The 25,529-nt window shown below is 56.8% G+C and carries 20 protein-coding genes and 1 pseudogene; 8 read left to right on the forward strand and 13 right to left on the reverse strand.

The features are described from left to right. The first annotated feature begins 115 nt into the window (after positions 1-115). Positions 116-751, forward strand: coding sequence for a PEBP family protein (locus ACZ52D_RS18445; protein ID WP_464443289.1), 636 nt, complete (start codon positions 116-118; stop codon positions 749-751). Between the two features lie 24 nt (positions 752-775). After that, positions 776-1,738 carry a YHYH protein gene (locus ACZ52D_RS18450; RefSeq protein ID WP_464443290.1) on the forward strand — a complete coding sequence of 321 codons (963 nt, stop codon included), beginning with the start codon at positions 776-778 and terminating at the stop codon, positions 1,736-1,738. A 227-nt stretch (positions 1,739-1,965) separates the two neighbouring features. Here ACZ52D_RS18450 and ACZ52D_RS18455 read toward each other — a convergent pair whose 3' ends face one another. Further along, positions 1,966-2,598 (reverse strand): tyrosine-type recombinase/integrase, encoded by a 633-nt coding sequence (locus ACZ52D_RS18455; protein WP_464443291.1) that lies wholly within the window; start codon positions 2,596-2,598, stop codon positions 1,966-1,968. Between the two features lie 212 nt (positions 2,599-2,810). Here ACZ52D_RS18455 and ACZ52D_RS18460 point away from each other — a divergent pair. After that, a pseudogene (locus ACZ52D_RS18460) lies at positions 2,811-3,598 on the forward strand (IS5 family transposase); the annotation flags it as partial. Positions 3,599-3,620: 22 nt separating this feature from the next. On the opposite strand, the gene ACZ52D_RS18465 reads toward ACZ52D_RS18460, so the two are convergent. The 6 genes from ACZ52D_RS18465 to ACZ52D_RS18490 form a co-directional block, all read right to left on the reverse strand. Beyond that, entirely contained in the window at positions 3,621-4,334 is a 714-nt protein-coding gene (locus tag ACZ52D_RS18465; RefSeq protein WP_464443292.1) for a FadR/GntR family transcriptional regulator, read from the reverse strand. Between the two features lie 121 nt (positions 4,335-4,455). Next, positions 4,456-5,982 carry a tripartite tricarboxylate transporter permease gene (locus ACZ52D_RS18470; RefSeq protein WP_464443293.1) on the reverse strand — a complete coding sequence of 509 codons (1,527 nt, stop codon included), beginning with the start codon at positions 5,980-5,982 and terminating at the stop codon, positions 4,456-4,458. A gap of 3 nt (positions 5,983-5,985) precedes the next feature. Then, positions 5,986-6,444 (reverse strand): tripartite tricarboxylate transporter TctB family protein, encoded by a 459-nt coding sequence (locus tag ACZ52D_RS18475; protein ID WP_464443294.1) that lies wholly within the window; start codon positions 6,442-6,444, stop codon positions 5,986-5,988. Positions 6,445-6,624: 180 nt separating this feature from the next. Beyond that, complete coding sequence (locus ACZ52D_RS18480) at positions 6,625-7,590, reverse strand: Bug family tripartite tricarboxylate transporter substrate binding protein (RefSeq protein WP_464443295.1); 966 nt, start codon at positions 7,588-7,590, stop codon at positions 6,625-6,627. A 473-nt stretch (positions 7,591-8,063) separates the two neighbouring features. After that, complete coding sequence (locus ACZ52D_RS18485) at positions 8,064-9,584, reverse strand: aldehyde dehydrogenase (NADP(+)) (protein ID WP_464443575.1); 1,521 nt, start codon at positions 9,582-9,584, stop codon at positions 8,064-8,066. Position 9,585: 1 nt separating this feature from the next. Next, the gene (locus tag ACZ52D_RS18490; RefSeq protein WP_464443296.1) at positions 9,586-10,311 is read right to left on the reverse strand and encodes a ribonuclease activity regulator RraA; all 726 of its coding nucleotides are present in this window, start codon (positions 10,309-10,311) and stop codon (positions 9,586-9,588) included. A gap of 1,434 nt (positions 10,312-11,745) precedes the next feature. Here ACZ52D_RS18490 and ACZ52D_RS18495 point away from each other — a divergent pair. Next, positions 11,746-13,458 carry a sugar phosphorylase gene (locus ACZ52D_RS18495; RefSeq protein WP_464443297.1) on the forward strand — a complete coding sequence of 571 codons (1,713 nt, stop codon included), beginning with the start codon at positions 11,746-11,748 and terminating at the stop codon, positions 13,456-13,458. A gap of 9 nt (positions 13,459-13,467) precedes the next feature. On the opposite strand, the gene ACZ52D_RS18500 is transcribed toward ACZ52D_RS18495, so the two are convergent. Both ACZ52D_RS18500 and ACZ52D_RS18505 read right to left on the reverse strand, forming a co-directional pair. Continuing rightward, complete coding sequence (locus ACZ52D_RS18500) at positions 13,468-14,688, reverse strand: glycosyltransferase family protein (RefSeq protein ID WP_464443298.1); 1,221 nt, start codon at positions 14,686-14,688, stop codon at positions 13,468-13,470. After that, positions 14,681-15,475: an HAD-IIB family hydrolase gene (locus ACZ52D_RS18505; protein ID WP_464443299.1), complete on the reverse strand. Its 795-nt coding sequence runs from the start codon at positions 15,473-15,475 to the stop codon at positions 14,681-14,683. Before ACZ52D_RS18505 ends, ACZ52D_RS18500 begins: the two co-directional genes overlap by 8 nt. Positions 15,476-15,792: 317 nt before the next feature. Here ACZ52D_RS18505 and ACZ52D_RS18510 point away from each other — a divergent pair, with 317 nt between their 5' ends. From ACZ52D_RS18510 to ACZ52D_RS18520, 3 genes are read left to right on the forward strand one after another with little or no spacing between them, the layout of a single operon-like run. Further along, entirely contained in the window at positions 15,793-16,065 is a 273-nt protein-coding gene (locus ACZ52D_RS18510) for a transposase (RefSeq protein WP_464443300.1), read from the forward strand. 33 nt (positions 16,066-16,098) lie between these two features. After that, the gene (locus ACZ52D_RS18515; RefSeq protein WP_464443301.1) at positions 16,099-16,389 is read left to right on the forward strand and encodes a hypothetical protein; all 291 of its coding nucleotides are present in this window, start codon (positions 16,099-16,101) and stop codon (positions 16,387-16,389) included. Then, complete coding sequence (locus ACZ52D_RS18520; RefSeq protein ID WP_464443302.1) at positions 16,386-16,664, forward strand: DDE-type integrase/transposase/recombinase; 279 nt, start codon at positions 16,386-16,388, stop codon at positions 16,662-16,664. Before ACZ52D_RS18515 ends, ACZ52D_RS18520 begins: the two co-directional genes overlap by 4 nt. Positions 16,665-17,217: 553 nt before the next feature. On the opposite strand, the gene ACZ52D_RS18525 is transcribed toward ACZ52D_RS18520, so the two are convergent. After that, the gene (locus tag ACZ52D_RS18525; protein WP_464443303.1) at positions 17,218-19,194 is read right to left on the reverse strand and encodes an MASE1 domain-containing protein; all 1,977 of its coding nucleotides are present in this window, start codon (positions 19,192-19,194) and stop codon (positions 17,218-17,220) included. Between the two features lie 176 nt (positions 19,195-19,370). Next, positions 19,371-20,473, reverse strand: a protein-coding gene (locus tag ACZ52D_RS18530; protein ID WP_464443304.1) for an IS3 family transposase whose coding sequence is annotated in 2 segments (ribosomal slippage) — positions 19,371-20,212 and positions 20,212-20,473 — 1,104 coding nt in all. Because the reading frame shifts where the segments join, the coding sequence is not laid out codon by codon here. A 340-nt stretch (positions 20,474-20,813) separates the two neighbouring features. On the opposite strand from ACZ52D_RS18530, the gene ACZ52D_RS18535 reads away from it, so the two are divergent. Beyond that, positions 20,814-23,162 carry a calcium-binding protein gene (locus ACZ52D_RS18535; RefSeq protein ID WP_464443305.1) on the forward strand — a complete coding sequence of 783 codons (2,349 nt, stop codon included), beginning with the start codon at positions 20,814-20,816 and terminating at the stop codon, positions 23,160-23,162. A gap of 157 nt (positions 23,163-23,319) precedes the next feature. Here the strand turns inward: ACZ52D_RS18535 and ACZ52D_RS18540 are convergent, their stop codons facing one another. Continuing rightward, the gene (locus ACZ52D_RS18540; protein WP_464443306.1) at positions 23,320-23,592 is read right to left on the reverse strand and encodes a hypothetical protein; all 273 of its coding nucleotides are present in this window, start codon (positions 23,590-23,592) and stop codon (positions 23,320-23,322) included. Between the two features lie 732 nt (positions 23,593-24,324). Further along, positions 24,325-25,512: an MFS transporter gene (locus ACZ52D_RS18545; protein WP_464443307.1), complete on the reverse strand. Its 1,188-nt coding sequence runs from the start codon at positions 25,510-25,512 to the stop codon at positions 24,325-24,327. Positions 25,513-25,529: the final 17 nt, after the last annotated feature.

The raw sequence follows: 25,529 nt of genomic DNA on the forward strand, positions 1-25,529 counted from the left end.
AATAATTGCGGCTTCGCAAGGTGCTCTCGCCGGACACTCAGAAAAATTTCGTTTGTCGGCGACGGTCTTCTCAGTTTGCTGCGCTTAACACAGGCGAACAAAAAAGGATTGCCCCATGCAGCGCGCCGCATTTTTAGTGCTTTTGATTTCTGGAATGCCGCTCTCCGCCGAGACCTTTTCGGCCGATGTGTGGGTAGACAACTGGTTCGAAATTAGGATCAATGGCGCACAGGTTGCCGAAGACAGCGTGCCCATAACCACGGAGCGTTCCTTCAATGCCGAGAGCTTTGAGTTTGAAGCAGAGCGACCTTTCGTAATCGGTCTCGTCGCCAAGGACTTCAAGGCAGATGATACCGGTTTGGAATACATAGGTACCCGACGCCAGCAGATGGGCGACGGGGGCCTGATCGCGCAGATCAAGGATTCAGCGGGCGCGACTGTCGCCGTCAGCAATTCCGCCTGGCATTGCCTGGTCATCCATACCGCCCCGCTAGACAAATCCTGCGAAGCTGAAGCGAACCCCGTTGCCGGTGCAGGCCCCTGCACCTTCGAAGTGATGGATGAACCTGACGGCTGGGATCAGGTGGGGTTTGATGCCTCGCACTGGCCGCAGGCCAGCACCTTTTCCGAACGCGAGGTCAGCCCCAAAGATGGCTATGACCGGATCGACTGGGTGGAGGGCGCCCAGCTGATCTGGGGCCCCGACCTCGAGCAAAGCAGTACAGTCCTTTGCCGCCTAGCTGTCAGGTAATGCGCATTGAACGGAGCCCAGATCATGACACGTCTCATCGCCTTTTCGATCACCATTTCCATGGCGATTGCCACCTCCCCTGCGGCCTTTACCCACGACGACCATTGCGCCGTCGTCAAGGCCTCTGTGGTCGACGCGGGCTTTGACGATCGCGACGCCGTGACCTGCACCCGCAGCCACGCGATCATCCAGTCCGATACCTATCCCAACCATGAGAAAATGACCGGGATCATCGGCACGAATGAACAGGTTCCTGTCCCGGCCGACTATGCTGCGCCGATCCTTCTTTCTCCAACGCTTGGTACCACCGCGCTGACCCGCGACGCCGCCTTGGGTGTGGCCGTGAATGGGGTGCCGATCTACGACTACACGGGCGGCGGCGAGATGACTGAGGCTGATCTGGCCCACCATCAGGCCCAGCATGATACGCTCCAGACACATCAGCTCGATGTTTGTGGTAGCCATGCCGGTCGAGGCGACGACTATCATTACCACGCCAAGCCAACCTGCATGATTGAACAAATGAAAAATGCGGGCGACAGCGCAATCATCGGCTGGGCCTTCGACGGTTTCCCGATTTACGGCGACAACAATCCTGACAGTTCGAAGATTTCCGCAGACGATCTTGATGTCTGTAACGGTCAGCCCGACGAGACATTTGGCTATCGCTACCATACCTCGGAGGAAGCCCCTTATATCGTGCAGTGCCTGATGGGCATCGTGGCCGACTTTGACCATCTTCCCCGCGTGTCGCCGCTTGTCGCAGCCAATGGAGGCGTCGCCGCGCCGGGAATGCCACCAAAAGGTGGTGTTCAAAACCTCGTTTTTAGCGAAAGACCCGATGGAAGCCGAAGCATGGATTACACCTACAAGGGGGAGGAATACTACATCCGTTACACGCCCTCCGGGACGCCCGGCTGCTATAATTTTTCCACCCGGACTGTGACGAACGAAGGAAATGAACTTACCGGTGAGTATTGCCGGTAACGACGACGCTATCAGGATCCGGTCAGCATATTGCGACGGGATGAAGGGCAGAGTGTGCGACCATTTCAGCATTGATGCGGGCAACGTTTGTGCCTGACCATCCGGGCCGGGCCCGACACCGCATCCTGTGGGAAGCCCGAATGACAAGTTCGGGAAAGCTGCAACGCAGCCTCGAGCTGTGTTGCCAACGGCAAGTGAGGGCCGCCTTTGCAAGCGGCCCAATTTCTTCAAATTTCCACGCTTTCGGAGATCGCGAGAGCATCTTCCAGCTCGACGCCGAGATAGCGGACGGTGCTGTCCATCTTGGTATGTCCGAGCAGGAGCTGAACGGCCCTCAGGTTGCCAGTTTTTCTGTAGATATGCGCCACCTTCGTCCGGCGCATGGAATGAGTCCCATAGGATATGGAATCCAGCCCGATGGACTTCACCCAGTCCCTCACGAGACGGGCGTACTGCCGCGTTGAGATGTGCAGACGATCGTGAAACCGGCCGGGCCAAAGGTATTCTGAGCCGACCATCATCGGTTCCTCCATCCATCGTGAGAGCGACCTGCGCGTGCCCTCTGTTATCTCGAAGCGCACCGGTCGCTGGGTCTTGCTCTGGACAATCGAGGCGCGTTCCTTGACCTGGCCCGAGGCGTAGACATCCGCGACCTTCAGTTTCACCAGGTCACAGCCACGCAGTTTGCTGTCGATAGCCAGATTGAACAGAGCAAGATCCCTGTGGTTCTCGGCGATCTCCAAACGAACGCGAATGGCCCAGACGTGTTTTGGCAGGAGCGGCCGTTTCTGACCGACAACGCGCCCCTTGTTCCAGGCCTGGCGGCGTGCGCGAATGGCGGGTAAATTGGCAATGGGCATGATAGGCTCTCCGATCCGCCACGCCCTTCCACGACACCAACCCGACGTTGGTGCATATTTGTAACATGCTAATCAGCAGCGCGGCTAATTGCGGTTAGGTCAACCGGGTGGTGAAATAGGGAATTCTCGGACCGAGAGCGAAGCTTCTAGGGGCAGGACCCATTGATTTCTGTTCCGCTGCGTGATTCACCGCGCCAAAACGAGCGGTGAACATGTCTGAGCTTTTTTGGCTGACGGATGCACAGATGGCGCGTCTTGAGCCGTATTTCCCCAAGTCGCACGGCAAGCCTCGCGTCGATGATCAGCGTGTCTTGAGCGGGATTATCTTTATCAATCGTAATGGCTTGCGCTGGCGCGATGCGCCCAGGGAGTACGGTCCGCACAAGACCTTGTACAACCGTTGGAAGCGGTGGAGCGATAGAGGTGTCTTTGCTCGGATGATGGCCGGTCTGGCCGCCGAGCATGGCGAGGAGAAGACCGTGATGATCGACGCAACCTATCTCAAGGCTCACCGCACAGCGACCAGCATGGCCGCGAAAAAGGGGGGGGGCTGGTCGCCTGATTGGTCGCACCAGGGGCGGCATGAACTCCCATCTGCGACAGCCAGGGCCGACCGCTCAACCTGTTCGTCACCGCCGGGCAAGTCAGCGATTACATAGGAGCACGGGCATTGCTGAGCAGCCTGCCCAAGGTGGATTGGCTCCTTGGCGATAGAGGCTACGACGCCGACTGGTTCAGAGAAGCATTGAAAGACAAAGGGATACGCGCATGCATCCCTGGTCGAAAGAAGCGCAAGAAGTAGGTCAGATACGATAAACGCCGCTACAAACGCCGCAACCGCTCCTCTCGTGACATTGCTTCGTAATGCACTGTCGGGCAGTGATGCGAGATCATGTTCGGCAGGCTGAAAGACTGGCGGCGCGTCGCAACACGTTACGACCGATGCCCAAAGGTGTTCTTCTCCGCCATCGCTCTGGCTGCAACGGTCATCTACTGGCTCTGGAACTCAATGAGTACAGACCCTAGTTTTCATGGCTGCCGACGAACATCCGATCCTTGGCAGCAGTGATATGGTGGCGCATTGTAGCTTCAGCAACCTCTGGCTGCTGCAGGCGGATCGCTTGCAGCACCGCGCGGTGTTCGGCCAGCACCAGTTCTTGGCGCGCGGGCTTGTCCAAGAGCGTCAGAGAGCGTGATAACTTCACCCCGAAAGCGATCTGGTCACCTAGCGATTCCAGTACTGAGGCGAAAAACGGGTTCTTGGTGGCGCGGGCGATCGCCAGATGCAGCATTTGGTCGGCTTCGACGCCCAGGCCGCTTTGCTCATAGGTTTGTTCCATTACCTGATAGGCGTGGTCCATGGCCGCCAGATCCTCGTCGTCGCGGCGGCGGGCAGCCCAAGCAGCTGCGGCGCCTTCAACATCAATGCGGAACTCGTAGCAGCGCTGTACGTCGGAGATCGATTCCAGCGGCGCAAACGTGATAAGCTGGCGGTCGGGCTGGCGCAGAACATAGCTGCCGGAGCCGCGACGCGACTGGATGATGCCGTCGTCGCGCAGGCGCGACAACGCAGCGCGCACAATGGGGCGGGAGACGCCAAAGGTCTGCGCGAGCACCTCCTCGGCGGGGAGGCGGCTGTGGACCGGGTATTCCTCGCTGAGGATTTTTGCCATGAGCTGATCGTAAACCTGATCTGCGAGCGAAGGGCGTCGTGTCTCTGCCAACGTGGTCTCCATTGTCTGGGTTCAGGCCGGGGTGTCATGTCCTTTATAGGCTTAAACGCGGCCGTTGAAATGGCCCGACGGCGCATCTGCCGTCGGGACGGAGGTAATCTCCCACAACCACTTCAGGTGCGGACTACTTGGCGGTAGCCGCAGCGGCTTTCTCCGTCGGTTTGCGGATCACGAGGAAGTAGACGAAGACCAGCGTCAGCAGCACGAAGAACAGGCTGTCGAAGTTGGTGAGGAAGGTCGTCGGGTCGCCGTTTGAAAGCGCCAGCGACCGGCGCAGGAATTCCTCGAGATTGGGGCCGAGAATATAGCCAAGCAGCATGGTGATCACCGGAAAGCCGTTCCGGCGCAGGTAGAAGGCCAGCACCCCCATAGCCAGTGCCATGAACATCTGGAAAGTCGAATAGGTGGCCACGTAGCTGCCGACTACCGCCAACAGTGCGATCACGGCATAGAGCACGTCCTTGCGGAGGGCGACGATGCGAATGAAGTAGGGGCCGATCAGGTAGAGCGTCAGGGGGATCAGCACCACGGCACTGAACAGGAGGGCGGCCAGCATCGGCGCGATCAGGCTGGCCTGTCCGGCCATCAGCTGCGGTCCCGGCTGGATGCCGTTGATGACTAGCACGCCCAGCATGATCGCGGTAATCGGATCGCCGGGGATGCCGAAGGTCAGCATCGGCACCATGGCGCCGCCGCAGACGGCATTGTTGGCGCTTTCGGAGGCGACGATGCCTTTGGGGTTGCCCTTGCCGAAGGTCTCAGGATCGTCGGAGGTGCGCACCGCCTCGGTATAGGCAAGGAAAGAGCCCATCGAGCCGCCGGCGCCGGGTAGGGTGCCGACGAAATAACCGATCAGGCAGGACTTCAGATAGCAGCCCAGGCCAATCTTGCGGATGTCGGCCAGCGGCGGCAGGAAATCCCGGCGTTTGATCTTCACCGTGTCCGCGGCCGCGGTGAGCATGCTGGTGTCGCGCGAGGCGCTGGCCTGCATCAGCACTTCGGCGATGGCGAAGGTGCCGATGATCACCGGCATCAGGTCGATGCCCGCGGTCAGGTTGGCATTGCCGAAGGTGAAGCGGGTGACAGGCTCCATCGCGTCAAGGCCGACGGTGGCCAGCATCAGCCCTATGCATGCGGCCAGCCCGGCTTGGGCGATGCGGCCGCGTTGGGCGATCACCACAACGATGAGGGCAAAGGCAAGAAGGGCGAATTTACCGGTGGTCTTCACGAGCAGCGACAGCTCAGCCACGAAAGGCGCGACCGCGATCAGTAGGAGCGCGCCAACGGCGCCGCCAAACATTGAGCCCAGTGCCGCATGTCCGAGCGCCAGTGCGCCCTTGCCCTGCTGCTGCATAGGATAGCCATCCAGCGCTGTCATCATAGAGGACGGCGCGCCGGGGATGTTGATGGTCGTTGCTGTGATGCTGCCACCGCACATGCCAGCCATGTAGATGCTGGCGCAGGCCATCAGTGCAGTCTCGACGTTGAGGGTGTAGGTGAGCGGCAGCAGCAGCGCCATTGCGAGCGTCGCGGTGAGGCCGGGAATGGCCGCGAAAATGGTGCCGATCACGAAGCCCAGCACCACATAGGTGAGGTTCATGGGCTCCAGAAGCAGCGAGAAGCTGCTGAGAACAAGAACGATGAAATCCATGGTTTACCCCCAGAACGTCGGGAGGCGGACCCCGAACAGCTGTTGAAACATGACATAGGCGATACCGGTGATCGCGGCGGAGAGGGCGGCCTTTTGAAGGAGTTTTTCGAAGGAGGAAAACAGCAAGATGATCGCCAGGACAAAAAGGCCGGAAGACAGGAAATAGCCAAGCGGCTTGAATGCCAGGATGTAGACGAAGACTGCCGCCGCGACGCCAAGGTGGGTCCAGTTGCGCGGTGTCTCTACCGCGGGGGTGGCGGGAGCGGGTTGGCCTGCGCGCAGCTGTTGCAGAATCAGAACGGCGGAAAACAGCACCGCGGCAGCGCCGACCAAGATCGGGAAGAAAGATGGCGTCAGGCCGCTTTCGGATGTTGGCGCGCCCAAGCTGAGCGCAAAGATCAGGTATCCCGCGGACACTGCAAGAGTGGTATAATAGAACAGCAGTTGCCTGTTTAAGAGCATCGTCTTCTCCCGGGCTGGATTCAGGATCGTGAGTGGTATGCGGGCCGAGGGGGCGGCGGTTCGTTCGGTCCGGTTTGCGGCAGTCGGGCAGGCGGACGGGCCGGCGACATGCGAGGCGGGTCTGGCATTATGCCCCCGGCGCCAGTCCGGGGGCATGGGGGAAGCAGTCGCGGTAGTGGCTTACAGGCCCAGCTCGTCCATCAGCGAGAAGGTTTTCTTCTGCAATCCGTCCTTCCATGCGCCGACTTCGTCAGAGCCGAGCCAGTCAGGGGTGACACCGACCTGTTGCAGCCAGCCCTGGAACTCTTCACTGTCGTATGCGGTCTTGAAGGCCGTTTCGAGCGTGCTCAGCGCCTCTGTCGGGGTGTCCTTGGGGGCGGCGAGGACGATGAAGCTGCCGGTCTGTAGGTCATATCCCTTAGAGGCTATGGTGGGCACGTCTGTGTAGGTCAGGTTCTGTACCGAGGTCAGTTCCACCACGCCTTTGGCATCGCCGGATTCGATGATGCCGCTGAAATCGCCCAAGCTGGATATCGCCGCATCCAGTTCGCCGGACAACAGCGCTTCGGCTTCGGCAGCGGAAGAGCCTGCATAGGTGATCACGTTGAAATCGACGTCCAGCAGTTTTTCCAGCTGATTGGCCGACAGATAAGGGCCTGAGCCCTTGGGGGCGACGCCGAGACGGACCTTGCCGGGATTGGCCTTGGCGGTCTCCACCAGTTCTTCAAAACTGTCGATGCCGGAGTGTTTGGAGACTACGATGGCGTCGGCCTCGCTGGTGATGCGGGCGATCAGTTCCATGTTATCCAGGGAATAACCCGGAACCATCTGGCCGCGGGGCAGGGTGATGATGCTGTCGTAGGTCATCACGCCGACGGTGTGGCCGTCGGGACGGGCGTTGGTCATTTGCATCAGGCCGGTAGCGGTCACCGCGCCGGCGATGTTTTCCACATAGATGGATTTGGGCAGTTCCTGCTCGGCGATGTTGCTGATCTTACGTGAAATCGCATCAGCACCACCGCCGGCGGGCCATGGTACGATCAGTCGGATATCGCGAGTGGGAAAGTCCGCCGCTGTAGCTGCGGTACCGATGATGCAGGCGCCGAGCGCGAGGGTCAGTTTTGTTTTCAAACCTTTAGATAACATGGACCTGTTCCTCCTTTACAGATTTTGTTGTCAGATACGTCTTGCAAGTTTCAGGACCGCACGGCGCAATCCGTCAGGATGCAGTTCGCCGCGCGCGGGTAGTGATCTCGTCGTGCCTATTTGCGGAATATGCGCGTCTCGCTTGTGCCTAGCGATACAGGGTGGCCCCCGCGCCTTAGGGGACCTTCAGCATCCTCCCACATGCTGCTTGGTCCTAGTCTGCGCTGCATTCTGCGCGCGCTTCGCGTTTTAAAACATATTACTGATTCAGGTTTACAAATCAACACTAAAAGTTACCAATTTAGCGGCTTTTCACCTAGTTTGCGCCTGTATCTGTTATCGAAAAATACAGATTCGGCGTTCATCCGCGACTCTTGGGGTGTTTTTTGCGATGTTGACAAAAATATGTAATCCAGATCCCGCATGTTTGGTGTGGGGGAGGCCCGCCTAGGGGCGGGCCGAAGCAATTGGTTTCACCCACCCGTGAGATCGGCTGGGAGGAGCGCCTCCGGGAGATTCTGGTAGCAGACCGGGCGTAGGAATCGGCGGATCGACAGGGTTCCAACTGAGGTTGCGCCAAAGTTGGTGCTGGCGGGGTAGGGGCCGCCGTGGACCATGGCATCGCAGACTTCGACCCCGGTGGGAAACCCATTGGCCAGAACTCGGCCAGCCATTCGTTCAAGCGTCGGTAGAAGCTCTTGTGCAAGGGGTAAATCGTTGTCGTCCATCTGTAGTGTGGCGGTAAGCTGCCCCTTGAAGCTGCGAGCGAGGGCGGGCAGCTGATCCGGGGAGGCGGCGCGGATCACCAACCCCAGCGGGCCAAAGACCTCTTCGGCCAGATCTTCATTTGCCAGCCAGCTTTCGGCGGAGACCTCGAGCAGCTGCGGCGTCGCAGCGCGGCCGTCGCAGGGAGCTGGCAGCAGGGTTTTTACACCCGCTCCATCCGCCATCCGCTGCGCTCCGCTGCGGTAGGCCTCGGCAATGCCATCGGTCAGCATGATTTGCGGGCCTGTAGCGGCGAGCGCGTCGGCGGTTGACTGCACAAAGGTGTCGGCATCCGGTCCATCAGCAACGATTGCAATGCCGGGATTGGTGCAGAATTGGCCTGCACCCATCGTTAGGCTGGCGGCCCAGCCCGAGCCCAACTCTTCGGCGCGCGCTGCAGCGGCGCCGGGCAGAACAAACATCGGATTGACGCTACCCAGCTCACCAAAGAAGGGAATGGGCTCGGGGCGGGCGGCGCAGAGATCAAATAGTGCGCGGCCGCCGCCAAGGCTGCCTGTGAAGCCTACCGCCTTTATCCGCGGGTCCGTCACCAGTGCGGCGCCGACGGCTCGGTTCCCGCCTTGCACTAGGCTGAAAATACCCGGGTTCATGTCCAGCTTTTTCAATGCTGCGACGATGGCATCGCCGACGATCTCACTGGTTCCGGGATGGGCGCCGTGGCCTTTCACAACCACTGGGCATCCTGCAGCCAGCGCCGCGGCGGTGTCACCGCCAGCGGTGGAAAACGCCAGCGGAAAGTTCGACGCGCCGAACACGGCAACAGGGCCGATCGGGCGCTGCACCATACGCAAATCCGGGCGCGGCTGCGGCTGGCGGTCGGGCAGCGCCGCGTCATGGCGGCGGTCCAGATAGGCACCGTCCAGGATGTGCTGGGCAAACAATCGCAGCTGGCCAGTGGTGCGGCCGCGCTCGCCTTCTAGCCGCGCCTCCGGCAGGCCGGTTTCCTGACAGCCGATTTCGGTGATCGCTGCTCCGTTGGCCTCAATCTCATCGGCGATCGAGTTCAGGAGCAGGGCGCGCTGCTGGCGGCTGCTGTCGGCAAAGCTGTCGAAAGCGGCCTCAGCGGCAGCGCACGCTTCGGCCACGAGGTCGGGCGTGCCGGCGGCATAATCGTGGGCTGGGCCGAATGCGGGCGTTGATGTGAAGCGTTGCGGCGCGTCGATATGTTGACCTGCGATCAGGTGTTTCCCATGCGGTTTCCAGGTCATTTTAACGTCCATTCCGTTCACGCCAGGTGTCAAATTTCACAAGGTTTTCCTCGTCCGTAGCGGGGTAGAGGCCGATAATTCCCGCGCCTGCTTGAACCTGCTCCAAGACGAAGTCCTCATAGGCTTCCATCTGGGTGCATTCTTCAGCGATTTCTTCGGTGAGATGAGCGGGGATCACCATGACGCCGTCACCATCCCCCAGCATAACGTCGCCGGGAAACACCGGCGCGTCGCCGCAGGAAATCGGAACATTGATGTCGATTGCCTCGTGCAGCGTTAAATTGGTTGGAGCGGAGGGGCAGGCAAAATAGGCTGGCATGTCTAACGCGCCGATACCCTCGGCGTCGCGCACGCCACCGTCAGAAACTACGCCGGCAACGCCGCGTTGCGCCAGCCGAGTAACCAGGATCGAGCCTGCTGTTGCGGCCCGGCTGTCCTTTCGCGCATCCATGACCAAAACGTGGCCCTCCGGACAGGTTTCCACCGCGACGCGCTGCTTGTGGTCGCGGCTGCGGAAGACGGTCAGAGGGTTGCGGTCCTCGCGTGCGGGGATGTAGCGAAGGGTGAAGGCTTGGCCTACCATCCGCACTGGCTTACGCTCTACCGGCAGGACACCCTGCACGAACTGGTTGCGCAGGCCGCGCTTGTAAAGGGCGGTGGCAACCGAGGCGGTCGAGACCTTCTTGAGCTTGTCTCGGGTTTCGGTTTGCAGGATGTATTCATTCATTTCAGGTTCCTATCGTAAGGCATTTTTCGGTTCGGGCGGTGGTGCGTTGCGATGTCAAGCGCACGCGCTGAAGTTAAAGTTGCGCCCGACTTGTAATTATTAGTACGGGATATCTGATGATGTTGTCAATATTAGTAATATTGACGGCGGGATAGATAGGGCCGTCCGCCTAATCTTCTTCCTGAGGTGGCCTCTAGTCGTATTTAGGAAAGCAGTGGACCAGCAAATCTGTTGAGCGAGAACCACGGATCCACAGAATTTTTCAGATCCGGCTGCGCTTTGGCTATCGGCGTGTGCATTGGCGCTGCGCCGTGAAGGGGGCGAGGCCAGGAAGACTTGCCACACTTATAAGTGGACGGGCATTCAACTGAGAAACAAGGCGATTAAGCGTCGGGTCTCGGCTAAGCTGCTTGAGGCTGGACCGGGCACTTAGGGGCCACTTATTTTCGGGCATTCACAACCTAGTCAGCGAAGTATCGAGAACGCAGGCTAGGCGTTGCAAACTGAAGTTGCGGACGCCGGACGGAAGGCGGTAGCGGCGGCCGCTCCAGATAGCTTCCGTCAGGAGGTCCTGAGGCCATTGCCGATTAAGTCACAGTGGGATTTCCATCGACGCCCGCGTTCCGATGCCGCATTTGCAGCGGCAAAAAATACGCCCCGTCAGCTCGTCTTCACGGTAGGTCCGGCCGAGGTTTTTCCCGTTTATTTGCTAGCCCATACGGTCGAGCAAGAGTTGTAGCTGAAGATAGTCAAAGCGCCGCCTTACACTGGGCAGTGCTAGAGGCCATTTTCCCGCTCCGAGTCAGAAGACCGGTCGACGGTTGCAGATAAATGCGCGGATTGAACCCAGCCAGGACGCAAGCTCGGTGGTAATTGTTCTTCCCTAACTTGGTCCAGTCCGCGGCTCGTTTCCGCGTATCGGGTCTCGCAGGTTCTTTTCCCGCATCTCATAGAAAATGGTCACATGAAGCGCGTGTGTCGCAAGCATCTTCTCGATCTTGGTATTCTCAGCTTCCAGTGCCTGTAACTGCTTAGCCACAAGAACTTTCAGGGTCACATACTTGGAACATCATTTTGGAACGACCGATCGCTAATGCGGTGCATCAGGCAGAGTATTTGGCTTGGGCACCAGCCTGGTGTTCTTTCAGGACGCTGAAGAACTGTTCTTCGCTAGAGCAGCGTTTCGACACCTCATGCGTTCTATTAGGGAGAGACAGAGAATTTCAATTCTCAAACTTTCAGAAGGGTGGATCAAAATTGCCCGAAGATTGGGCAATCCGGGAGCGTTAGGCGCCTGACAGCCTGATCGCGCCCCAAAAAATTGACACCTGTATTCCTGCGGCGAGAACATCGGAGCTAATCAAAAATCTAGGACCGAAAGAACAGGAGCATTGAGCGCAAGTGACCCATGCAAACACCGCATTTGACGCGCGATTGGCGGCGCTTCTGAGGCAGATCTACCCGAACTATGACATCGCGAAGCTCGCGACCCAGGTCGAGGCGGCTTTCTGGCCGGAGGGGGCGCATCGCCGCAGGCGTGGCCGTCGGCCGGGTAATCGGCTGTGGTCTGAACGCGATGCGGTATTGATTACCTATGGCAATTCGCTTCAGGACGGCAGCCACAAACCGCTTGATGTCCTGTATGACTTTTTGCTCAGCCGAATGCGCGGAGTGGTGAACGGTGTGCATATCTTGCCTTTCTTTCCCTATACATCGGATGATGGCTTTGCGGTGACCGACTATTGTGCGGTCAATCCGCAACTGGGCGACTGGGCGGATATCACTAGGATCGCGGAACATTTCCACCTGATGTCGGATCTGGTGCTGAACCACATGTCCAGCCAAAGCCATTGGTTCAATGCGTACCGCCAGGGCAACGCCCCATACGACCGTTACTTCTTCGAGGCGCGCCCCGAGGACGACCTGTCATCGGTGGTGCGGCCGCGCACCACGCCCCTGCTGCAGCCGGTCGAGACCCGCCGCGGCCGCCGCCACGTCTGGTGCACCTTCAGTCATGACCAGGTGGATCTGGACTTTTCTAACCCGGAGGTGCTGCTGGAGATGTTGGGGATCATCCGCCTTCACATCAGCAAAGGGGTCCGTATCCTGCGACTGGATGCGGTGGCCTTCATCTGGAAAGAGGTGGGGACACCTAGCATCCATCTGCCGCAGACTCATGCTATTATCCAGCTGATGCGGTTGCTATGCGACTACGCGACCGAAACCATCGTTTTGTTGACCGAAACCAACGTACCACGCAGCGAGAACCTGAGCTATTTTGGCAATCGCAACGAGGCACATGCGATCTATAATTTTCCACTACCGCCATTGATCTTGCATGCTTTGCAATCTGGAACGGCGCGCTACCTGCACCGCTGGCAATCGGCGATGCCGCCAGCGCAGCTGGGATGTGCCTACCTGAATTTTACAGCCAGCCACGATGGCATAGGCATGCGACCCGCCGAGGGTGTTCTGCCTCCGCGAGAGCGAGAGCGGATGATAGCAGCCACTCGGCAGGCGGGGGGGCTTGTGTCTATGCGGGCCAAACCAGGGGGCGGCGAGGAACCTTACGAGTTGAACTGCTCCTACTTTGAGGCGATGCGCTGCACATTTGCGGGCGCGGACAAGCTGCAGATCCCGCGGTTCCTGTGTTCTCAGACCATTGTGATGTCGCTGGAAGGCATCCCAGCTTTCTACATACACTCGTTGCTCGCCACCCCGAACGACTGCGACGCCGTCGAGCGGCGCGGCATGAAACGGGCCATCAACCGGCATCAATGGCATTACCCGGATCTACTGGATCGGCTTGATGATCCCCAGTCGGACCAGTCACGGGTGCTCGTAGAGCTGAGTCGATTGTTGAAGCTGCGCGGCCGCCAGCCTGCGTTCCACCCCAACGCAACGCAGTTCACGCTGGCGCTGGATGACCGCCTATTCGGTGTCTGGCGGCAAAGCCTGGACCGGGGCCAGTCGATCTTTGCGATACATAATGTCAGCAATGACATCGTGACCGTCAACCCAACGGGCATCAACCTTATCGAAGACGATGACTGGGTCGACCTGATTACGGGTGAGCGGATTGATCCGACCGGGCCTGGCATACCCTTTGCCCCCTACCAATGTCGCTGGATCAGCAACCGGGACTGAGCGGCCGGGTCAGGCATATTGCTCCTGATCGGCGTTGGCAGCCGATTTAAGGTCGGACAGGAAATCCGGATCGGCCGAATGCACTCGGTTCCAGGTTGGGATGAAAGGGGTTTCATGGGGGTTTTCCAGAAAGATATGGCCTGCGCGCAGAATGTTCTCCGCGAAAAGTTCGATTGACTTCTCCTCGTTGTGACGATCAACCGTCAGGCCGTTCATCCGGGCATCACTGTGGTAGCTTTCCAGCAGATCCAGCGCCGAACGGTAGTAAGTCGCTTTGAGTGTGCGGAATACGTTGGGTGTGAAAACCGTGCCGTCGGCCGCTAGCTTGCGGATGATTGCCTTGCAGATGTCGGTGGACATTCGGCTGAGACCGCGAGAAGCGTCTTCGGGTGACAGATCCTGATGTTTATGATCGTAGGCGTCGGAGATTTCGACCTGGCAGACCGATTTTGGTGCGAGGTTTCGCCAAGCTTCCGACAATACGCCGACTTCGAGCCCCCAGTCGGAGGGGATGCGCAGGTCTGCCAGCACATGGCTGCGCATTGCGAACTCTCCTGACAGCGGGTAGCGGAAGCTGCGTAGGTAGTCGAGATAGTCGCGGTCGCCGACCACGCGTTTGAGGGCGATCAGCAGTGGGCTCACCAGCAGGCGGGTGACACGGCCGTTTAGTTTGTCCGATCCGATGCGCGGATAGAAGCCTTTCGACATTTGGTAGGAAAATGCCGGATTGACCACCGGATAGACTAGCCGGGCAAGCATCTCGCGGTGATAGGTGATGATATCGCAGTCGTGGATTGCCATGACAGAGCTGTCGGCGCAGGCCAACAGGTAGCCGATGCAGGACCAGACATTCTTGCCCTTGCCGGGTTCCTGCGGAGCAAGGCCAAGCGTGCCAAGCCGTGCCTCGAGCTGCTGCATGCGTGGGCTATCGTTCCAGAGCACGATGTGATCCTGCGGAAGCCGGGCAAAAAAGGCGCGTGCATGGCGGAATTGCGCTTCGTCTGCCTGATCGAGGCCGATGATTATCCGGTGAAGATAGGGTACTTGTGCCAACTCATTCACGATGTTGACCAGTGCCGGGCCTTCCAGTTCGCGGAAGAGGCAGGGCAGGATCAGAGTTATGCGCCTGGTTTCGGCGTAGACCGAGAGCTCATGCGTAAGATCCTCAAGGCTGCGTGTGCGTAGATTGTGCAGCGTCGTGATGTTTCCGTTCTGGTGAAAATCAGCCATCGCTTTCCTTTTCCCTGATCAGTTCGAGCCCCCGCAGCAGGTCGAGGATCGCGACGTTCCAACCTTCGGGCCCCACATGTTCCGTGCGCCGGATGCGCCCCTCGGTTTCGCCGGGCAGCGGGGGCAACTCCGGTCCTTGCGGGTTCTTCACGATAAACCCGATGTCGGCGGCCTGCAGCATTGCAACGTCATTCGGCGCATCTCCGAGCGCGGCGGTGCAGGTGGCCGAGTAATGTGTTGCCAGCTCCCGCAGCCTGTCTGCCTTGTCGCCGCCGAAGGACAACGTCAAGAAGCGCCCTCCGCGTTGAGCCTTGAGGCCAAGATGCGCCGCCGCCGCAAGGAACCGGTCAAGATCCGCTTGGGTTCCCTGCCAGATTCCGGGCTCGCTGAACTTCCGGCAACGGGCCCTTCGGGCTGCCGCGCGTGTGAGGCCGGTCAAATCCGCAACTTCGCGATCAGACATCGCCCCAAAGCCGCGAAAACCCGACGGCATAGTTGCAATCAGTTCAAGTAAGTTATCGTATCGGCTGAGTTTTTCCGTGGATCGCTTGCCCGCGCCAAGCAGTCCGGCGCCGTTTTCTACTATTGCAGGCCAAGCATCAAACCCTATCGCGCGCCGTAGTGGTGCGACTTCCGCTGCGGTCTTGCTGGTTGCTATAATGACACCGGCCCCAGCCGACTTCAGCGCCTTTAGGGCCGGCCGGGCAGAGGTCCAGCGATAATCGTCATGGCTCAAAAGGGTGCCATCAAGATCAGTAAAAACAAGGAGTGGGGTAGGTTGCGTCATCTTTTGAGCATAGCCGACCTGCCTCAGATTTCAGAGTGGAGCCGTGATCAGGACTAAGGCGAGTGCCTAAATCGTGCTCGTCTCTGCCAATTTGATTAATCATTGGGCGCTCCAGATATTCCGTCTTGTTTTGTGCTGCTATCATCGCAGGGCCAGGGTCAGGATGCATTTAATTTCAACGCGCTGCGTGATCCACGGATCGGAAAACGGAGCGGTGACATGAGCAACCTTTCCTGGCTGACCGACAAGCCGATGGCCAAGCTGTCTGTGCCCCCTAAACCTGGGCCACTACTTTTGCCGGGGAGTGGGGATAAAAGATGGCTCGGAAACGGTATTCGGACGAGGACGTCCTGAAGCTTTTGCGTGAGATTGAACTGAGGCTAGCGGATGGCAGCGTCGTACGCAGTGCTTGCCGCGGTGTCGGTGTCAGCGATGCGACCTACTTTACTTGGCGGCGCCGGTTTGGCGGCATGCCTTGCCCGGCAGGGCATTGCAAAGCGATGTCCCGAGAGGGACAGGTCTCAGCTGTCGGAGCTGCGCAGCCTGGAGAAAGAGAATGCCCGGCTGAAGAAGATTGTGGCAGAGCTTGAGCTGGACAAGCTGATCCCCAAGGAAAACGTGAGTTGCCTAAAGCCGAAGGCCTGACGACGAGCCAGCTTCCTCAGACTGTCATTCACACGCGCCAGAAGCTTGCCACATCGGAGCGCCGGACCTGTCAGGCCGTCGGCTTTGCGCGCAGTTCCATGCAGTATCAGCCGGTGAAAAGAAACGATGACGGTCTGCGGCGTGCCATGATCCGTCTGGTGAAGAACTATGGCCGCTATCGCTACCGCAAGATAACTGAGCTGCTGCGGATCGAGGGCTGGCCCCCTCTCGGCAGATTGCTTAGCAATCGCCTGCCAAGCAATGGGTGAACCACAAGAAGGTTGAACGCCTTTGGCGCGAAGAAGAGCTGCGGCTACCGCGGCGGCACAAGAGGCAGAGGCGCCTCTACCACAAAGACCGTTCAATTATCCGGCTCCGGCCCCAGCATCCAAATCACGTCTGGAGCGTGGACTTTGTTTACGACAAGCTCAGCAATGGCCGAAGCTACAAAATGCTGACAGTTCTGGACGAATACACCCGCCAGGCGCTCGCGGTGGTAGTCCGAACCCGAATGCGTTCCGAAGACGTTCTGGAGGTGCCCTAAGGCCTGTTTCTTCGCCACGGGAAGCCTGAGTTCATCCGCAGCGACAACGACCCAGAGTTCGCGTCTCAGGCGACCCAGAGGTGGCCCGAGAAAGTTGGTGTGAACTCGATCCGAATTTATCCGGGATGACGTTGGGAGACCGGGTACAACGAGCGGTCCGATGGCACTCTCCGCCACGAGGTTCTCGATGCGGAATGGTTCACAACAACCAAACAGGCCCAGGTCGTCATCAATTGATGGCTCAGAGAATACAATCAAACTCGCCCGCGTCAGGCACTTAACATGCGCCCGCCAGCCCCCGAAACTCTACACCGAATTGGAACACAGAAATCGGGCTGGACAGTGGCGCAGCCTGAAATACCAGTGCGTCTACCTGCATGCTTGCGAGAGAGGATCAGAGACATAGGCGGCCATCCGGAAATGGATGACTTTCTACAGCCACCAGCGCCCTCACTCAACCTTGGGCGGAAAGCCACCAGCGCTGTTTTATTGTCCGAGAAATGCTATCAACCAACCCGATCAGCAGGTGCAAAGATTTGAGAATAGCTCAGAGTTAAGCGTCGGCACAATCGCTGTCCTCTAGAGAAGACATCGGACAAGTCAACTCCCAGCTGAAACCATCTGGAGAGTAGTCCAACATGACCTCTCCAGACATTGAAGAGGCCACCATCCGCTCCAAAACAGTGGTTCCGAACCCCTTGCGGTCAGGTTGAGTGACCGACGGCCCGCCCGATTCACGCCAAGTCATTCGGAACCTATCGTCCTCCGCCTCCCACGAGATATCGACATGACCCGTCTCTGTACTCAAACTGCCGTATTTTACCGCATTTGTTGCAAGTTCATGCAGCGCCATACCGAGGGACTGGGCCGCCGCAGCGGGGACCAGGATAGGCGGCCCTGACAATCGAACCCGATCGACAATGGCTTCGAAATGCGCCAATTGCCCTGTCACGAGATCAGAAAGAGCGACGCGCTTCCACTCGTTATGCACAAGGATATCCTGGTTTGCCGCGAGCGCTTGCAAACGCTGATTCAGTATTTCGACAAATTTCTCCGGAGAATGCTTCGCTGTCTGACGGGCGATTACCTGAACGATGGCCAATAGGTTTTTGCTACGGTGGTTCACCTCGCGCATCAGCAATTGCCTCAGAGCCTCTGAGCGCTTCCGCTCCGTAATGTCCTGAATTATCTTGATCAGGTAATCGATCTTGCCATCCTCACGGCGTACGCAACTGACTGTTGTATGCCCCCAGACGATCTTCTGCGTCTTGTGCAAGTAGCGCTTTTCTTGCTCGTATTCATCCTTTCCTTCGACCGTAAGCTGGTTCCAAGCAACGTCGATCAATGCCTGATCATCCGGGTGGGTGAATTCAGCAATGCGTCGCCCTTCTATCTCGCTTTCATCCCGACCGAGCATCCGTGCGAGGCTGCCATTCACCCTCAGAAGTGTCCCGTCTCCGCCAACGATACTAATGCCGACCCCGGCATTCTCGAACGTGGCTTTGAACCTCTGTTCGGTCGCCTCGATCTCTCGGGTTCGTTCGGCCACACGTTGCTCAAGTCGGTCGTTGGCCAGCGCCAGATTTGCGAGGGCCTGCCGCTGCTGTCGAGCGATGCCCGCGACGATCAATCCAGTGGTCGCCGCGATCAGAATTAATGCTCTCAGCATGTTCTGGAGTGCAGCAACATCCGCGCCCGATCGAGGTGAATACTCGAAGCTTTGCGCTTGGATCGCGATGGCAGCAGTCAGTACCAGCACCGCAAAGCTGACACCGCGAAACTCATAGCGCAGCGCCGCCCAGAGTATCGGCATTGGTAGGACGAATGCATAGGTAGCGTCCGTCGACAGAACCCAGAAACACAGTACTGAAAGCGACACTGCAATGGCAGCGCCCTCGAACAATTCTATGGGACTAGGCCTAACCTTTTTGTCCCACGCGTTCATGAATGAGATAGCCAGCGGGGTTGCGATCAGGATACCGGTGGCGTCTCCGAGCCACCAGTACGGCCACGTCTTCATGAACGGGTTCTTTCCGACGAAGGCATCAATCGCGCTTCCAAGAGTAGCGCTGAGTCCCGGCGCGACAAGCACGCAGACAACCAAGAACCTCAAGACTTGAGATAATCGTTTAAACCGGAAGCCTTCATCACCACTCGGCTTCATCAGCGTGGCAGCAAAGATCACGGCTATCGCGTTCGCCACGATATACCCAAATGCCCAACCTACTGGATTGTGAAACCAGACCGCATTGCCAGTCAGTTCACCAATGGCAGCCAGAGCGATCCACCATGACCAACTTTGCTTGGGCTGGGTCAAAAGCATCGCTAAGACGATCCCGTTTGGGGGCCATATGACAATCGGGATATCTGGTATCACAAGCACCCATCGGCCGAACTGCATCGCGGTTAAATAGGCGACGTAGAAAGCGATTAGCTGCTTGGTGGCAGGTTTACCCCGAAACACCCCCATTGGTCGCGGCGGCTCAACTGAAGGCGTTGGTGAGGTCCGAGACTGGGTGCTGGGTTTCATACGATTTGTTTCCTCTATGAGAAACGAGACCACACGATACATAACGTGCAAGTAAATCAAAGTCCTATTTGAGCACCTGCAGGACCCGCTGCAAGGATCATCGCCCTTCTGCCGCAGCCTAGCTTTGCTCTGAGCCCCAACCTTGGTCCGCCAGAAGCTGGATTTTTCCGGCTCTGTCACGATGACGGGCTGGTGACGCCATCGGGATAATGCATGGCAATCGGGACGTTGTATCCGATTGCGCTGTGGGGTCTGTCCTCATTGTAGTGCCGACGCCAATCCTCCAGCTTTTCGCGGGCATCTGCAAGGCTCATGAACCAGTGTGCGTTCAGGCATTCCGCCCGGAGCTTGCTGTTAAACGCCTCAATGAAGCTATTGTCCGTGGGCTTTCCAGGCCGTGAGAAGTCGAGGGTAACGTCGTTGGCGTAGACCCAGAGATCGAGGTCCCGCGAGATGAACTCGCTGCCGTTATCGACTCTGATCGTCCTGGGGTAGCCGATCTGCCCGCAGACCCGTTCGAGCGTCTGCACAACATCTTCGCCCCGATAGGTGAAGCGCGGATCGGCCGCAGGGCAGAGCCGGGAATGCGTGTCGACAACGGTCAGGATACGCAACCTCCTGCCCAGGGCGAGCTGGTCGTGAACGAAGTCCATCGCCCAGACATCGTTCGGCCCAACAGCTTCCTGACGGTCCTCTCTGAGCTTTGCCTTCACCCGGCGCTTGGGGTGCTTGTTCCTGAGCTGCAGGCCCAACTCGTTGTAAATCCTGCGTGTCTTCTTCATGTTGATCACCCAGCCCTCCCGTCTCAGAAGCACGTGGACGCGCCTGTAGCCATAGCGCACACGCGTCTCTGCGATCTCTTTGATCCGCCGTTCGACGGCAGCCTGATCCGTCCGCCGGGACTTGTAGTGGTAGGTGGATGTGTCGAAGCAGATGGCCCCACAAGCCTTCCGGATCGATACACCCCAATCGACGCACATCCCGGTGACAATCTCGCGCAAACGGCCAGGCTTCAGAGCTTTCGCCGAATGACATCCTGAAGCATCTCCCGGTCCAGCGTCAGGTCCGCCACAATCTTCTTCAGCCGGATGTTCTCGTCCTCAAGCGCTTTCAGCCGGCGCATCTCGTCCGGCAGAAGGCCCCCGTATTTTTTCTTCCAGTTAAAGTATGTCGCCTGGCTGATCCCGGCCTTGCGGCAGATCTCCGCGACCGGCGTTCCTTGCTCGCCCTGCTTCAGGATGAACGCCTTCTGCGCCTCTGTGAACTTCGATGCTTTCATGCGATTCCGCTCCTCTCCCAGCCAGGGAAATTTAGCGGAAAACTCCAACTCCGAACGATCCAGTTTTCAGGGGGCAGAGCAGCGTGCAAGGCAATGAATTTTCTTTTGGACCAGCTGTATGACGACCGAAACATTCGGTTCATAACACTTTAGGTTTCGTTATTCATTCACTTCCTTTCGATACGTGGAACGTTTCGTGTAACAAGAAGAATGAAGAAAAATTTTTCTAAAAGGCCAATTTTATTACTAAATCGCCGGGTTCAGATCGCCACTTTTCCGCCACACTTCAGGGTAATATTAGGGTGTGAACAAATGGTGAACTGTAAATTTGGTGCGCGGGATGTCTAACTACTTTATAAATAACGAAGTCTACTTCGATAAGGTCGAAGAGGTTACCGAAAACCACTTTGGTGTAAACCTAGTCACAATTTATGATGAAGAGTATGTCGATCCCGCATCCAACCTGTCAAGTTTGGTTGAAGAAATCGGCATCACTAACCTCAGGTATCCAGGCGGAGCGGCCACAGAGTACTATTTTGACATGGCGAACCCAAATGCAACTCTGTCAGACACTGATAATGTTCAAACACTTCTGCCCATGGATAAAATGTTTGAGCAAGCCGGGGAATCGCGACTATCGGTTTCGATTGTCCTTCCCACAAGGACGGGATTCGAGCAAACGGCCTACGATGCCATGCGTCTTGGAAATTATGGCAGTCGAAAAGAGATTAGCGAAGATTACCTGAGGGATCTGAAAGTCTTTATAAGATATATAGTTGAAAGCTCAGAGGAAAATGGGGTTCCAGTGTCCGCATTGGAGATTGGCAACGAATTTTGGGGGTCCGGAGAAATGACCGCCTCAGAGTATGGATATCTCGTGGCAAATTTGCTTCCTAAAATTGAGTCATTCTTCGAAGAGCTTGGTGCGGAGACGCCTGACTTGGTTGTTCAAGGCACTTCCTCCGCTTCTGAAGTGTATTCACCGAATGAGGATACCGTGGTCTACATTGATCCTGAAGCAGTAATGCACGGTATTTATTCGAAGAGATTCATCGATGAGAGGATGGACGGTAATGTGCCGAGCGATTGGATTCCTGTAGAAGTCAAAGGACAAGGTAGCGCGTATACGCAAATATCAAACATTACATCAGAAATCAACAAAATTCCCGGGTCGGCCGATCATATTGATGGTGTTCTTCACCACTACTATGTTAGCACTGGGTTAAATAGTGTTGACGAATCTCATCGCTTCATGTTTTCACAATACGGGCGCTTTGAAGAACTTTTAAATCGTTCTGAAAGTTTGGAGTCTCTTTCATTTCACGTTACGGAATGGAACACGAATTTTTATGGGCAGAGCGCAAGGGGCCTACAGCATGGGGCCATGATGGTCGAAATGTTTTTCGAACAGGTAACGCACGGCATTGATTCTTCTCAGATTTGGCCCTTGACGTTCGATAAAACACAAAACATCACCCTTACGGATGTCGCCCAGCAGAATCTTACAATTGCAGGGCAAACATATTCCCTTATGAGAGATAACCTGATTGGCATGTCGCCGATCCTTGACTGGTCCAAGGAAGGCGAAATCGACATGCACGGCTTCTCTGATGGTGAGGATTTCGTCTTTATCGTTTCAGAGAGAAGTGGAGGTGATAGTTCAAAAATATCTTTGGACCTCTCAGAAGTCATTGGAGAGGATATATTTTTTGTTCGGTCAACCATGCTATCGGACGGCGGGAAAGGAGGGGCTGATCACCGTGCTGACCCGGTTATTAGCATTGAGAAGCTCCAATCTACATCTGACGGTGTAATCTCTCTGGAGCAAGATCCCTGGTCACTAACCTTCGTTCAATTAACAAAAGTCAATAGTGGGGCTGGGATCGTACGCGGAAGCAGCGGTCAAGACAAAATAAATGGGTCCACTGCGGATGACTGCATTCATGGCCTCTCTTCTTCTGATTTCATTAACGGAAAAAAGGGGTTTGACTCTTTAATGGGCGGTGAGGGTGGCGATGAGATACTGGGCGGGGGTGGAAATGATCAAATTTTTGGAAACTCCGGAAAAGACAAGATCTCGGGAGGTTGTGGGAGTGATACCATATTTGGTGGAACATGGCATGATACCATTCGTGGATCCTTTGGTCAGGATCATATTTTTGGAGAAGGTGGCCGTGACGAAATTCATGGGGGGCGTGGGAATGACAAGTTGTTTGGGGGAGATTGGGATGACACTCTTTTTGGAAATGGGGGCGGAGACACTATTTTTGGGGGAAATGGTCACGATGTAATTAGTGGCGGTGGGGGCGATGATTATATCTCCGGCGAGGCGTCAAACGATTCGTTGCGCGGCGGAAATGGAGATGACACGATATTAGGTGGTGAAGGTCGCGATACCTTAAGTGGCGGTGTTGGGAATGATGTATTGGTCGGAGGATCTGATATAGATCACTTTGTGTTTTTCAAGGGCAATAGCAGAGACACGCTGCGCGACTTTGAAAGAGGTGTTGATGTTATAGATCTGAGAGCTTGGGGAATTTCCGATATGCTTGACATACAGGTTTCGGAAGACGTGTCACTCGGCGTTCTGTTCACCACTCTATCATATAATGGCGATGTCATCGTCTTTGAAAACACCGAAAGTGATGTAATATTATCTGCCCTTCATTATGATTTTATACTGACGTAGGGTTGAATTTTTTATTTCCAGCCTCTCCTGCGACGAGGCTGGAAATGATTAGAACCTACATTGGCACCTATCGGGTTCCCGATCGAAAAATGTAGCGTTCAATGTTTAAAAGCGCTTTCAACGTTTGCAGTGGCTTTGCGTGCGCCTTGAACACATCCTAATCAGTATCTTTATGGGCGCGAAACAATAGGATTCTTTTTTTGCAAGCTGCCTCGGTTGCTGCCTTGCCTTCCTCCTCCTCAATTCTTTTAGAAATGCACTCAATCAGACCATTGTCGACTGGCGGCAACCCAGAGCTATCGCCGCCTTCTTTAACCGACATTCGGTCAACGCTGTATTTTCTTGACGCTTTTCCTTTTAATTCTTCAATCGAAATCGGCTCAATGTTGTCCCATTTTATTTTTCCGGGCTCTTCAAACAGCTTACGCATTCCAAGTCTCCACAGCTTCCCACCCGTGGCTGACCGTTAAGTTACTTCATTATCCTGTCTACCCACGCTTCTTTGGCGCGGACACCATTTTGCCTCATTTATTTATTCATAGTCAGGATTGGTGAATAGAACGTAAATTTTGTCTCGAGTTTTCATCACATTGCGCAGGCATGCTTACCCGTCATTAGGGCCAAGACCTATTGTCCCGCACGGTTCCCTGGCAGGGACAGATGACTCGCAGCGAAGATCCGTTCTTTCCAGCTCATGCAGCATAGGAACGCAGGCCGGTCGGTAGATACCTAGAGTTGCAAATGTCGCTCGCTGCGCATGGACGCCGCACCGCGCCTTGCAGACTGAGGACGCAGTTAAAGGCAGAAAGGTCCGGATCCCCTGTATTCGATGGTGGGTGCTGGCTGCACCAGCGGCGAATGGCGGATTACGGTGTCGCCAGCGCGACGACGCTGCCAGCTTCAGGCAGTCGAAAATCCGAGTTTGCAAAGGTCACTATCTGCGCTTCGCTGACGTCCGTGCCAAGCGCAGCATCGCCTTGGCCACCTAAGCAACTCGCAGGTCCGCTCTCGGGAAGTATGTTGCGGCTGCAGCGGAGCCTTCGCTGCGCCTGGTTCGTGTGTCGCGATTGGGCTGGTGACTGGCCTTCGCTGACGTGAGAGGCAGGCGTTTAAGAACTTCGGGTAAGAGCAGCCGCTATGTGGGACTATTCTCCATTGCGCGTCAGTGGCGCAAGTGGTCGTTTTTCTCTGTAGCAGGAACTGGTAGGCTTAGCGGCGCGCGCATTTTCCACGATACAACGATCAGTACCGTTGCAAAGCTCTGTATTGTCGAGAAAACGGTCATTGCGGTTAGAAGGCCAAGCCAATCAGCCAAGATGCCGCTGGCGATGACAGGCAGCGAAAAACCGAAATAGGCATAGACGAACAGGCCTGCCGTTGCTCGCGCGCGATCATTCAGCGCGCGCTGCGAGATTTCAGCTAGCGAGGCCAAGTAGGTAAACCCGTAGCTGGCTGCACTTGTGATGCAGGTTCCCAAAAGAACGAGGGCCAGAAGCTTCAACCATGCGCCAACCATTAGAACAAAGAACCCAAGTGGGGTCAAAACGAAGCCAAGTGTCAAAGCTTGTTCGTTGGTCAAAAGACGCGCAATCGGTTGACATAGAAACCCGACGAAAATGGCAAGGAAAATAACCAACCCTGTCCAGCCACCCAGGTTATTAACGGCCAGTTCCAGTGGAACAACCGCAATGGTCATTCCGGTCGTGGACCATGCAAGGGCCATTGCCGCGCCGAATACCCATGTGCCTGCCGGAAACACCGGTACGCGCAGCAATGAGACAGATTGCGGCGTATCTGCGCGAGGGACAGCAAGAGTGATCAGTGCAAGGGCGGGTGCAATGACGAGCAAGACGACGTAACTGGCTGGCAGCAAGGTCGGGCCTTGAAGGCCTAGACTTATCCCAGTGGCTAGCGCTCCGCCACCGAAGCCGAGAGAGGTGGCGGAGGTCACGATTAAAGCAGCATTTTTTGCCCGGTCAGCGCCGAGGATTTCAGTCATGTATGCGGTTCCGGAGGTCGTCGCGAGACCGGTTCCCATCCCAAGCATAAATCGGGCGGCTACAAGGTTGGTCCAGTTCGGCTCGACTACGAGTAGGGCTGTCGCTGCGGTCCCCAGGATTAAAGCGATGGCGATGGGAGCCCGTCTACCGATCCGGTCGGATAACCCGCTGAGCAGCAACAAGGTTGGCATCAGCCCGCCAACATAGGCCGCGAAAGCAATGGTTACGGCTGTCGCCCCAACTTCGCTTTCTGCTGCATAGGCCTCATAGAGCGGAGCCTGAAGGTTCACAGTGAACGTTACTGTGAACAGGCCGACCGCGAGTAGCGAAACCGGGATCAGTTTGGTCATTGGAGGGCCTCATCGGT

Source organism: Leisingera sp. S2M4, from assembly GCF_055398055.1.